This is a genomic window from Streptomyces sp. AM 2-1-1, assembly GCF_029167645.1.
Lineage (GTDB): Bacteria > Actinomycetota > Actinomycetes > Streptomycetales > Streptomycetaceae > Streptomyces.
The window spans coordinates 5,733,458-5,745,249 of sequence record NZ_CP119147.1 but is presented as its reverse complement, the minus strand read 5'-3'; the positions used below and the strand labels follow the sequence as shown (position 1 = coordinate 5,745,249).

At 73.2% G+C, this 11,792-nt stretch carries 9 protein-coding genes and 1 pseudogene; 6 read left to right on the top strand and 4 right to left on the bottom strand.

Going from position 1 to position 11,792, the window contains the following annotated elements; all coding sequences use genetic code 11:
• Positions 1-57: 57 nt before the first annotated feature.
• Positions 58-780 carry a ZIP family metal transporter gene (locus PZB77_RS24985; protein ID WP_275494868.1) on the bottom strand — a complete coding sequence of 241 codons (723 nt, stop codon included), beginning with the start codon at positions 778-780 and terminating at the stop codon, positions 58-60.
• Between the two features lie 110 nt (positions 781-890).
• Between PZB77_RS24985 and cobC the strand changes: the two genes are divergently transcribed.
• Positions 891-2,480, top strand: a complete 1,590-nt coding sequence (gene cobC / locus PZB77_RS24980) for an Rv2231c family pyridoxal phosphate-dependent protein CobC (protein WP_275494867.1) — start codon at positions 891-893, stop codon at positions 2,478-2,480.
• Positions 2,481-2,851: 371 nt separating this feature from the next.
• On the opposite strand, the gene PZB77_RS24975 is transcribed toward cobC, so the two are convergent.
• Positions 2,852-3,979: an amidohydrolase family protein gene (locus PZB77_RS24975; protein ID WP_275494866.1), complete on the bottom strand. Its 1,128-nt coding sequence runs from the start codon at positions 3,977-3,979 to the stop codon at positions 2,852-2,854.
• A 95-nt stretch (positions 3,980-4,074) separates the two neighbouring features.
• On the opposite strand from PZB77_RS24975, the gene PZB77_RS24970 reads away from it, so the two are divergent.
• The 5 genes and pseudogenes from PZB77_RS24970 (at position 4,075) to thpD (ending at position 8,954) form a co-directional block, all read left to right on the top strand.
• Complete coding sequence (locus PZB77_RS24970) at positions 4,075-5,181, top strand: aminotransferase class V-fold PLP-dependent enzyme (RefSeq protein ID WP_275496207.1); 1,107 nt, start codon at positions 4,075-4,077, stop codon at positions 5,179-5,181.
• A 463-nt stretch (positions 5,182-5,644) separates the two neighbouring features.
• Positions 5,645-6,109 carry a diaminobutyrate acetyltransferase gene (gene ectA / locus PZB77_RS24965; protein ID WP_327270709.1) on the top strand — a complete coding sequence of 155 codons (465 nt, stop codon included), beginning with the start codon at positions 5,645-5,647 and terminating at the stop codon, positions 6,107-6,109.
• Positions 6,110-6,232: 123 nt separating this feature from the next.
• Positions 6,233-7,492: pseudogene (ectB, locus tag PZB77_RS24960) on the top strand (diaminobutyrate--2-oxoglutarate transaminase); the annotation flags it as partial.
• Positions 7,493-7,658: 166 nt separating this feature from the next.
• On the top strand, positions 7,659-8,057 hold the full coding sequence (locus PZB77_RS24955; RefSeq protein WP_275494864.1) for an ectoine synthase: 399 nt from the start codon (positions 7,659-7,661) through the stop codon (positions 8,055-8,057).
• 3 nt (positions 8,058-8,060) lie between these two features.
• Complete coding sequence (thpD, locus tag PZB77_RS24950) at positions 8,061-8,954, top strand: ectoine hydroxylase (protein WP_275494863.1); 894 nt, start codon at positions 8,061-8,063, stop codon at positions 8,952-8,954.
• Between the two features lie 93 nt (positions 8,955-9,047).
• Here thpD and PZB77_RS24945 read toward each other — a convergent pair whose 3' ends face one another.
• On the bottom strand, positions 9,048-9,902 hold the full coding sequence (locus PZB77_RS24945; protein WP_275494862.1) for a sulfurtransferase: 855 nt from the start codon (positions 9,900-9,902) through the stop codon (positions 9,048-9,050).
• Positions 9,903-10,056: 154 nt separating this feature from the next.
• Entirely contained in the window at positions 10,057-11,049 is a 993-nt protein-coding gene (locus PZB77_RS24940) for a hypothetical protein (protein WP_275494861.1), read from the bottom strand.
• Positions 11,050-11,792: the final 743 nt, after the last annotated feature.

Here is an 11,792-nt window from a genome sequence, read left to right as displayed (position 1 = left end):
GGGGTGGTCCCGCCGCCCGGTGCGGGCGCGGCTGCCGGAAGGGGCGGCGCCCCCCGCTCAGTCGGCGATGCCGACGACCAGCCAGATGAAGCCGACCCCGGCGACGGTGCAGAGCACGGTGGAGCGGGCCGGGTGGTCGTGGTGGGCCTCGGGCAGGATCTCGGCGGCGGCGAGGTAGAGGAGCGCCCCGCTGAAGAATCCGAGATAGGCGCCGAGCAGTTCCTCCGGAAGAGTGAACACGAGGGTGGTCGCCGCGCCCACGATCGGGGCGATAGCGTCCGCGAAGAGCATGAAGAACGCCTTGCGGCGATTGTTCCCGTAGAGACTGGTAAGGGTGTAGGTGTTGAATCCGTCGGCGAAGTCGTGGGTGATGACGGCGAGTGCGACGGCGGCCCCCATCCCGGCGCCGACTTGGAAGGCGGCGCCGAGCGCGACCCCGTCCATCAGGCTGTGGCCCACCATCGCCGCCGCCGCCGTCAGCCCCACCTGGGGCACGCGTTCCTCACCCGCCCCGTGTGCCGCTTGGCGTACGGCGAGCAGACGCTCCACCAGATGGGCCACCAGGAACCCTCCCACGAACAACAGCAGGGCGGCGGGCACCCCCGCCACCGTCCGCCCCGCCGCATCGATCGCCTCCGGCAGGAGGTCGAGGCCGACCACGCCGAGCATCAGTCCGCCGGCGAAGCCGAGCACCAGGTGCCGGCGGTCGGTGACGCGTTGCGCGACCCAGCCGCCGGCCAGAGTCATCAGGAACGCGCCGAGCGCGACGAACACCGCCATGGGCCCTTGCTAGCCGATCGGCCCCGATGCCCGCATCTCCGCAGGAGCGCCACCCGTCCCGCCGGTGTCCGGAAAACCCGGCGCGGACGGCCCGTACGAAAGGACTTCCCGTGACGACCACAGCCGCAGGGTCCCCGGACCCCTCCGCCGCGCCGCCCGCCGGTGCGGCGCTCGTCGTCGGCGTCGGCGCCCGCCGGGGCGTGCCCGCGGAGGAGGTGTCCGCGTTGATCGAACAGGTGTTGCGGACGGCGGGGCTTGCCGTCTCCGACGTGGTCGAGCTGGCCACCGTGGAGGCGAAGACGGCGGAGCCCGGCATCGTGGCGGCGGCGGCGCGGCTGGGGGTGCCGCTGCGCGGCCGGCCGGTGGCGGAACTGATCCGGGTGCCGGTGCCGGGTCCCTCCGCGGAGGTCGGCGCGGTGGTGGGCACGCCGTCGGTGGCGGAGGCGGCGGCGCTCTGCGCGGCGGACGAACTGGTCGTGCCGAAGACGAAGTCGGCGCGGGCGACCTGCGCGGTGGCCCGTCGGAGCGGGGTACGCACGGTTCTTCCGGCAGCGGAATCTTCCGCCGGGCCGGTGACGGACGGCGCCGCGCCCACCACCATGGCTGCCATGACTCCCCCCACGCGGTACATCGAGAGCGGCGGGCCCGACCTGCGTCACCACGGCGACGTGGAGGTACGGGGCCGGCATCTGACCGATCTCGCCGTGAACGTCCGGACGAACACCCCTCCGCACTGGCTGCGGGAACGCATAGCGGCTTCCCTCGGCGGGCTCGCCGCCTACCCGGACGGCCGCACGGCGCGGGCCGCGGTCGCCGCCCGGCACGGACTTCCGACGGACCGGGTGCTGCTCACCGCCGGGGCCGCCGAGGCGTTCGTGCTCCTCGCCCGGGCGCTGCCGGCCCGGCGGCCGGTCGTGGTGCACCCGCAGTTCACGGAACCGGAGGCCGCGCTGCGCGCGGCGGGGCACGAGGTGCGGCGGGTGGTCCTGCGGGCGGAGGACGGCTTCCGCCTCGACCCGGCGGCCGTGCCGGAGGACGCCGATCTGGTGATCGTCGGCAATCCGACCAACCCGACGTCCGTGCTGCACCCCGCAGGTGTGCTCGAAGCGCTGGCGAGACCGGGGCGGACCCTCGTGGTGGACGAGGCGTTCATGGACGCGGTGCCCGGGGAGCGCGAGGCGCTCTGCGGGCGTACGGACGTCCCCGGCCTCGTCGTGCTGCGCAGCCTCACCAAGACGTGGGGGCTGGCGGGGCTGCGGATCGGCTACGTACTGGCCGAGCCGGCCGTGATCGCCCTGCTGGAGGAGGCGCAGCCGCTGTGGCCGGTGTCGTCGCCCGCCCTGGCCGCCGCCGAGGCGTGCATGGAGCCCCGGGCCCTGGCGGAGGCCGCCTGCGCGGCGGAGCACATCGCGGTGGACCGGGCCCATCTCCTCGCGGGCATCGAGGAGTTCGGCGAGATCGAGGTGGTGGCCCCGGCCGAGGGGCCGTTCGTGCTGATCCGGCTGGCGGGCGCGGCCGAGCTGCGGGAAGGGCTGCGCTCCCTGGGGTTCGCCGCCCGGCGCGGGGACACCTTCCCCGGGCTCGGGCCCGAGTGGCTGCGGCTCGCGGTCCGGGACCGGGTGACCACCAACCGCTTCCTCCAGGCGCTGGACCTGGCGCTCCAGGCGCTGCCGGTGGGGTCCGGGAGACCGGTGGGGTGAGGCGGGAGGGCGCTACGGGCGGGCCGGGTCGCTGGTGGCGCCCGAGGCGCTGATGCCGCCCGGGCCGCTGATGCCGCCCGGGTCGCTGGTGGCGTCCCGGTTCGCCCGGCCGCCCGGGGAGCTCGTGCGGCCGCCCGTACGGCCCTGGTTCCGGCACCCGGCCGGGGCGCGGACCGGCCGGGTGCCCGGGGCCAGTCGACCGGGCGGACGACCCGGGAGAGGCGCTGGGGGGCGGGGCCGCAGGGAAGGAGGTCTTCCCGCCCGCCCCGGTCAGCGGACATCCGGCGCGCTGACCGGGGTGCGTCAGCCGACTGCTGCGATCGGCCGGCTGCTGGGATCGGCCGGCCGCTGCGGTCGGCCGGACGGTGCGGTCAGCCGCCCACCACCCGGCCGTTCAGCACCACGTGGCGGGGCGCCGCCAGGACGCGTACGTCGGCGCGCGGGTCCTCGTCGTACACGACCAGGTCGGCCGGGGCGCCCTCCTCCAGGGCGGGGCGGCCCAGCCAGCGCCTCGCTCCCCAGGTGGTCGCGGAGAGCGCGTCCAGGGGCGGGATACCGGCCTTGACCAGCTCGGCGACCTCGGCGGCCACCAGGCCGTGGGCGAGCGAGCCGCCGGCGTCCGTACCGACGAAGACCTCGATGCCCGCGTCGTGGGCGGCACGCACGGTGTCGTAGCGGCGTGCGTGGAGCCGGCGCAGATGTGCGGACCAGCGGGGGAACTTGGCCTCGCCGCCGTCCGCGAGGTTCGGGAAGGTGGCGATGTTGACGAGGGTCGGCACGATCGCGACCCCGCGTTCGGCGAAGAGCGGAATGGTCTCCTCGGTGAGGCCCGTGGCGTGCTCGACGCAGTCGATGCCGGCCTCCACCAGATCGCGCAGCGAGTCCTCGGCGAAGCAGTGGGCGGTGACCCGGGCACCGAGCCGGTGCGCCTCGGCGATCGCGGCCTCCACCTCCCCGCGCGGCCAGCAGGGGGTGAGGTCTCCCACCTCCCGGTCGATCCAGTCGCCGACCAGCTTGACCCAGCCGTCACCGCGCCGGGCTTCGCGCGCCACATGGGCGACGAGGTCGCCGGGTTCGATCTCGTGGGCGTAGTCGCGGATGTAGCGGCGGGTCCTCGCGATGTGGCGGCCGGCTCTGATGATCTTCGGGAGGTCGTCCCGGTCGTCGGTCCAGCGGGTGTCGGAGGGCGATCCGGCGTCCCGGAGCAGCAGGGCGCCAGCCTCCCGGTCGGTGAGCGCCTGCCGCTCCGTGGTGGCCGCGTCGACGGGGCCGTGGCGGTCGAGGCCGACGTGGCAGTGCGCGTCGACCAGTCCGGGCAGGGCCCATCCCTCCAGGGTGTCCGCGCGGTCCGCGCCCGGGGGCCGTTCCCAGGCGATCCGGCCGTCCACGGACCAGAGTTCGTCGCGTACCTCGTCCGGGCCGACGAGCACCCGTCCCCTCACCCGCAGCACGCGCTCTTCGTGGCCGTGGCGGTCGCGGTGATCGTTGTGATCGCTCATGTGCGGCACTGTACGAGGCGGTCGGTACTCTCGGACCGGGCGCTGTTCGTACAGAGTCCCGCAGAATGGCTGACCGAACCGGAGAGAGCCCCACCGTGACGCACCCCTTCCTCGACCTTGCCCCGCTCACCGCCGCGCACTTCGCGGCCATCGAGAAGCGGGTGGCCGGTCTCCTCGCCACCGAGCAGGACGTGGTCATCACGCAGGGCGAGGCGCTGCTGCCCCTGGAGGGCTGTATCCGGGGCGCCGCCCGGCCCGGCACGACCGCGCTCAACGTCGTCACCGGCCCGTACGGGCAAACCTTCGGGAACTGGCTGCGGGACTGCGGCGCCGAGGTCGTCGACCTCGCGGTGCCGTTCCACACGGCCGTCACCGCCGAGCAGGTCGCCGCGGCCCTGGCCGAGCACCCGGAGATCGACTTCGTCTCCCTGGTGCACGCCGAGGCGGCGACCGGGAACACCAACCCGGTCGCGGAGATCGGTGAGGTGGTCCGGGCCCACGGCGCGCTCTTCATGCTGGACGCGGTCGCCTCGGTGGGCGCCGAGCCGCTGCTGCCGGACGCGTGGGGTGTGGACCTGTGCGTGATCGGCGCGCAGAAGGCGATGGGCGGCCCGGCGGGTGTCTCGGCGGTCTCGGTCAGCGGGCGCGCCTGGGAGCGGATGGCCGGCAACCCGCAGGCTCCGCGCCACTCCTACCTCTCCCTGCTGGACTGGAAGCAGCGCTGGATCGACGGGGGCCGCAAGGCGCTGCTGCACGCACCGGCACAGCTGGAGATGCTGGCGCTGGAGGCGTGCGTGGAGCGCATCGAGTCGGAGGGCCTGGAGGCCCTCATGGCGCGTCACGCCGCTGCTGCGGCCGCCACCCGGGCGGGCGCGCTCGCGCTGGGCGGCGGGCTGACCCCGTACGTCCACGAGGCACGCGACGCCGCGCCGGTCGCCACGACGCTGCGGGTCCCGGAGGGTGTGGACGCCTCCGCGCTGGTGGCGCGGGCACTCCTCGCGGAGCCCTCGCTGCCGCTGATCGCGGGCGGCGGGGCGCTGTCCCGGGAGATGATCCGGGTCAACCACTACGGAGTGGACGCCACGCGCGGAGCTGTTCTCGCCTCCCTCGCGGCGCTCGGGTCCGCGCTGGCCGGCACCGGTCGGCCGGTCGATCTGGAAGCTGCCCGCGAGGCCGTCCAGGAAACCTGGCCGAGCGCGTGAGACAGGGGGCGCCGTGCATGTCCGGCGCCCCGTGAGGGACGAATTGCATAAAGGCGGGGAGCTGCTTATCGATAAGCAGCTCCCCGCATTCTTCTGCCCGGGTTCCCCGTGGGTAAACGCGCCATTCAGCAAGGCGCCGGAGGGGCGGAAATCCGCCCGGCGAAGACGTTACGGAGCTGTGACGGACTCCACACGGGCGGGCGTTATGTCGGATCAATGACGATGAAAACACCCCAAAGCACCTGAGGATCAGTGCTTCTCCCACTCGCGTGATAACACGAGTGGCGTCACCACCCAACCCTTTTCACTGGTGCAATTCTGCAATCTGCTGGGTAAATTCCTTTGCATGAGCGCCGCACCAGCAGACCTTGCCCGTGCCCGAATCGAATCCCAGGAAGCCCGACCTCAGGCCCCCCGTGCGCCGCACCCGGGGAGCGCGTTCCTCACCGTGGACGCGCCGCGGGTGGAGGACGGGGCCGCGCTGTGGCGCATCGCCCGCGACTCCGAGGTCCTCGACCTCAACTCCTCGTACAGCTACCTGCTCTGGTGCCGTGACTTCGCCGCGACCTCCGTGGTCGCCCGCGACGAGGAGGGCGGGCCGGTCGCCTTCGTGACCGGTTACGTCCGCCCGGACCGCCCGCGGACGCTCGTCGTGTGGCAGGTCGCGGTCGACGACGCGTACCGGGGCCGCGGGCTCGCCGCCACGCTGCTGGACGCGCTGACCGAACGGGTCGCCGCGGAACAGGGGCTGGTGGCGGTGGAGACGACCGTCACGCCCGACAACACCGCGTCGAACCGGCTGTTCACCTCGTACGCCGAGCGGCACGGCGCGGGGCTGGAGCGCGAGGTGCTCTTCGGCGGGGAGTTGTTCCCCGAGGAGACGCATCTTCCGGAAGTCCTGTACCGCATCGGCCCGTTCGGCAGCTGACGGCCGCGGACCCACCGGGTCCGCCCCGCCCGTCGATTCCGCATCCACTCCCCATCCCCCGCACGCGCGCGGCTGCGGCACGTCGCCGGCCCCCGTGCTCAACACCCCTCAGGAGAGACCGTCGTGACCATCACCCCGCCCGCCCTGAGCGTCTTCGAGACCTTGGAGTCCGAGGTCCGGAGCTACTGCCGGAGCTGGCCCGCCGTGTTCGACCACGCGCGCGGCGCCCGGCTGACCGACGAGGACGGCCACACCTACCTGGACTTCTTCGCCGGCGCCGGTTCACTCAACTACGGCCACAACAACCCGGTGCTGAAACGGGCGTTGCTCGACTACATCGAGCGGGACGGCATCACCCACGGGCTGGACATGGCGACGACGGCGAAGCGCGCCTTCCTGGAAACGTTCGACAACGTGATCCTGCGCCCGCGCGACCTGCCGTACAAGGTGATGTTCCCGGGCCCGACCGGCACCAACGCCGTCGAGTCCGCGCTGAAGCTGGCGCGCAAGGTGAAGGGCCGGGAGTCCGTGGTCTCCTTCACCAACGCCTTCCACGGGATGTCGCTCGGTTCGCTCGCCGTGACCGGCAACGCCTTCAAGCGGGCCGGTGCGGGGGTCCCGCTGGTGCACGGCACTCCGATGCCGTTCGACAACTACTTCGACGGCCAGGTGCCCGACTTCCTCTGGTTCGAGAGGCTGTTGGAGGACCAGGGCTCCGGTCTGAACAAGCCCGCCGCGGTGATCGTGGAGACGGTCCAGGGCGAGGGCGGCATCAACGTCGCCCGCGCCGAGTGGCTGCGCGCGCTCCAGGAGCTCTGCCACCGGCAGGACATGCTGTTGATCGTGGACGACATCCAGATGGGCTGCGGGCGTACGGGCGCCTTCTTCTCCTTCGAGGAGGCCGGCATCGTCCCGGACATCGTCACCCTGTCGAAGTCCATCAGCGGCTACGGACTGCCCATGTCGCTCTGCCTCTTCGCCCCGGAGCTGGACATCTGGGAGCCGGGCGAGCACAACGGCACCTTCCGGGGCAACAACCCGGCGTTCGTCACCGCCGCCGCCGCCCTGGACGCCTACTGGGCCGACGGCCACATGGAGCAGCAGACCAAGGCCCGCGGCGAGCAGGTCGAGCGGACCCTGCTCTCCCTCTGCGCCGAGGAGACCACCGCTTCCTTCCGGGGCCGGGGCCTGGTGTGGGGCCTGGAGTTCGCCGACCCGGCGCGCGCCTCGGCGGTCACCGCCCGGGCCTTCGAACTCGGCCTGCTGGTGGAGACCTCGGGCCCGCGGAGCGAGGTCGTGAAGCTGCTGCCGCCGCTGACCATCACCCCCGAGGAACTGGACGAGGGACTGCGCACCCTGGTCCGCTCCGTCCACGAGACGGCCGCCCTGCCGGCTCGGCCGGCCCAGCGGATCCGCTCGGACAGCCCGGTTCGCCCGGCCGGAGAGAACGCCGCCTGACCCCGGCGTTCACCTCAGCCGGTCTGCCCCGGCACTGTCCGGGGCAGGCGAAGAGAAGACAGCCACCGCCGACAGAGAGGCACCCACCACCGTGATCGTCCGTTCCTTCCGCGACATCGAGAACACCGACCGGCACGTGAAGTCCGCCTCCGGCACCTGGGAGAGCAAGCGGATCGTGCTCGCCAAGGAGAAGGTCGGCTTCTCGCTCCACGAGACCATCCTCTACGCCGGAACGGAGACGTCGATGTGGTACGCGAACCACATCGAGGCGGTCCTCTGCACCCAGGGGGAGGCCGAGCTGACCAACGACGACACCGGCGAGAAGCACTGGATCACTCCGGGCACCATGTACCTGCTCGACGGCCACGAGCACCACACGCTCCGGCCGAAGACCGACTTCCACTGCGTCTGCGTCTTCAATCCGCCCGTCACCGGACGGGAGGATCACGACGAGAACGGCGTCTATCCGCTGCTGACCGAGGAGGCCTGAACCATGACCACGTACGCGCGCACCGACCTGTACCCCTCGCGCGGCGCCGCCGAGACGATCACTCCCCGCCGGGACCCGGTCGTCTGGTCCGCGCCGGGCGCCCCGGGCCCCGTGCCCGCCCAGAGTCTCCTCACCTTCGAGCGGGACGGCTTCCTCGCCGTCGACCAGCTGCTCACCCCGGACGAAGTCGCCGTGTACCACGCCGAGATGGAGCGGCTGATCGCCGATCCGTCGGTCCGGGCGGACGAGCGCTCGATCGTCGAGCCGGCGTCGCAGAAGGTCCGCTCGGTCTTCGAGGTGCACCGGATCAGCGAGGTGTTCGCGCGGCTGGTCGCCGACGAGCGGCTGGTGGGCGCGGCCCGGCAGATCCTCGGCTCGGACGTGTACGTCCACCAGTCCCGGATCAACGTGAAGCCGGGCTTCGGCGCCTCGGGCTTCTACTGGCACTCCGACTTCGAGACCTGGCACGCCGAGGACGGCCTGCCGAACATGCGGACCGTCTCCGTCTCCGTCGCGCTGACCGAGAACCACGACACCAACGGCGGGCTGATGATCATGCCGGGCTCGCACCGGTCGTTCCTCGGCTGCGCGGGCGAGACGCCGGAGGACAACTACAAGAAATCGCTCCAGATGCAGGACGCGGGCATCCCGTCCGACGGGGCGCTGACGGAGATGGCCGAGGCGCACGGCATCAAGCTCTTCACGGGCAAGGCGGGCTCGGCGACCTGGTTCGACTGCAACGCCATGCACGGATCGGGCGACAACATCACCCCGTTCCCGCGCAGCAACGTCTTCATCGTCTTCAACAGCGTGGAGAACACGGCCCAGGAGCCCTTCGCGGCGCCGGTCCGCCGCCCCGAGTTCATCGGAGCGCGCGACTTCACGCCGGTGCGCTAGAGCGGTGGGGCGGTAGGGCGGTAGCCGACTGGAGCGGTGGTGGGGTGGAACGGCTCGGGCCGTTCCACCCCACCCCCATGCCGTCCCGGCCTCTCAGCGCCCGGGTCCGGTCTCCACGGGACGCGCCTCGTCCCGGCTGTAGGCGGACCAGCCGCCGACGTAGAGCCGGCCGCTGCCGAGGCCCGTGTGCTCCAGGGTCAGCAGGTTGTGGCAGGCCGTCACGCCCGAGCCGCAGTAGGAGACCACCTGCGACGCGGTGGCGGCGACCACTCCCCCGGCGGCGAAGTTCTCCCGGACCGCTCGCACGGGCAGCAGGCGGCCCAGCCCGTCCAGGTTCTCCCGGCAGGGCACGTTCACCGCGCCGGGTACGTGGCCGGGGCGGGGGTCCACCGGGTCCTGCGCTCCGGCGAAACGGTCCCGGTTGCGGGCGTCGACCGTCAGGACGTCCGGCCCGGCGAGATCGTCCGCCTCGGCCAGCGCTCCGGCCGGCCAGGCGCGTACGGAGAAGTCGCCCTCGCGGGCGGGCTCCGGTTCGTCCGGCGTGAGGGAGTCGGGGTGCGCCTCGGTGTACGCGTCCGGCCCGCCGTCGAGGATCGCGGCGCGGCGCCCGGTGACGCGGAGCATCCACACCAGCCGGGCCGCGATGACGCCGCCCTGGTCGTCGTAGGCCACGACGACGGAGTCGTCGTCGATCCCCAGCGCCCGCATCCCCTCGGCGAACACCTCGGGTCGGGGCAGCGGGTTCCGGCCACCCGTCGGCGTCGCGGGCCCCGTGAGCCAGCGGTCGAGGTCCACGAAGACCGCTCCCGGCAGGTGGCCCCCTTCGTACGCGGCCCGCCCGGAGCGGCCGTCCAGGTACCACCGCACATCGGCGAGGACCACTCGCCCCGGCAGCGCTTCCACCTCCTCGACCCGCAGGAACGGCGGGATCACCACAGTCTCGTCCATGGCCGGACGGTAGCCGTTCGTCCACCATGCGAGCAGGATCGTCCCATTCCCTGAGACACGGGACGCTCGCAGTCGTGCGGGTCATCGCGTCGGCCGGTCCTGGCCACGGTGCTCCGCGGGCCGGGGACCGGTTGCTCCGGTGCCCCCGCCCGGGTCAACCGCTGCAGCTCACTCCCACGGCGTCCACCGCGTGGTGGGCGTCGGTCGGCCCGCTGGAGTTGTAGTCCTTGCCCCGGTCGTGCAGGACGAGGGCGAGGTGGCCCCCGGTGAAGCGGACGGTGGGGCCGCTGACCCACCGGCCACGGTTCGAGACCTGGGCGACGGAGAACGAACCCACCTGGGAGGACGAGGAGGAGGAGCCGTTGTGGACCGTGTAGAACGACGGGTTGCCGCCGACGTGCTCGACGTTGCTGTCCTTCGGCACGTACACGCTGACCCGGCAGGTCCCCGAGGCCACCTTCCCGGTGGCGAAGGCGAACACCACCCGGTTGTCGCCGTCGCCGGTACCGCCGCTCATCGGCAGTGAACGGAAGCGCCCGGTGCAGCCGTGCTGGGAGTATCCGCCGGTGTGGGTCGTCCACTGGTCACCGTCGTTGGGGGTGACCGATGAGCCGTATTCGTGGTAGCTGGCACCGGCGGACGAGCAGTGCGGACCGTTCCAGGCGGTGTAGGTGTGGGTCACCTTCGGCGCGGCCAATGCCGCCGCGGCGGTCGTCCGCGCGGCTGCGGGGGCGCTGGACGCCACGGTTCCGGGGCTCTTGTTGCCCGCACCGGCTCCCTCGGCCACCGAACCCGTCGCCTCGGCTCCGGAGACCGGCGCGGGGGTCTCACCCGGTGCGGCGGGTATGGCGGCGCCGGCCCCGACGGCGCCGGGCCCGGGCTCGACGCCGTCGGCCCTCGGTACGGTGCCGGGGGCCGGCACGTCGGAGGTGTTCCTGTCGCCACCCGGGCTCCTGCCCGCCGCCGTTCCCGCCTGCCGCTCCTCCGCGCTCGGGACGACTCCGTCGGGGGAATCGCCCGGGCCGGCGTACCCCGCCGGTGCACGTTCCGGGCCGGCCGTCTCCTTCGAGTCGCCACCGAGAAGCCCGGCGAGGACGAAGGGCACGGCGATCAGGAGAACCCCGCCCAGCGCAGCGGCGGCGACCATCGGCCGGGGAAGTTTCCAGGGCGCCTCCCCGTCGTCGGAGGACCGGGAGGCGGTCGTCGCGGCCGACGCCGAGGACGTGGCTGTCGCCGCTGCCGCGGCCGTCTCCGTCGCGGTGCGGGTGCCGCCCAGCCAGGATCGGCGGGTGCGGGAAGCGGCGGAGGCGGCGGCCGTTCGCGGTGCCGGGTCGGGCGCGGCGGCCCCGGTCGGGGCGGCAGACGCGGTCTCCGCCGGTTTCGCCCCGCCGGCCGCCACCTCGTCAGCGGCGGGGGACGAGGAGGAAGACCGTCGGACGGACGGGGAAGTCGCCTCCGCGACCGGGACGACCGCGGCTCGGCCCCGTGAGGCACCGGCCCCGGCGACCGCCTCGGCCCCCGCCTCCTCCTCACGGGGGCCCTGGGCACCCTCCGGTGCCGTTCGCGCGCCGATCACTCCGCCGCTCGGACGCGGCACCGCGGCCCCGGTCGGCGGTGGGGGCGAATCCGGCACCGCCTCCGTACCGTCCCCGTGTGCGCTTCCGCTCTCCGTCGCAGCCATCTCTTCTGCCCTCTTGTCCGGTTCGTCGTGGTCGGGTGGGTGTCGCTCGTGCGTGGTCAACGGGTGTGGTGCGGTGGAGTGCGGGCGATACGGCCGGGCGCGGTCCCGCACGGTGCCGCTGCCACCGGGGAACCGGGGGTCCGGCGTTCGGATCTCGTGCTGGGCCCGCGTGCCGCTCCACGATCGAGGAGTGAGGAGTGATCATCTCT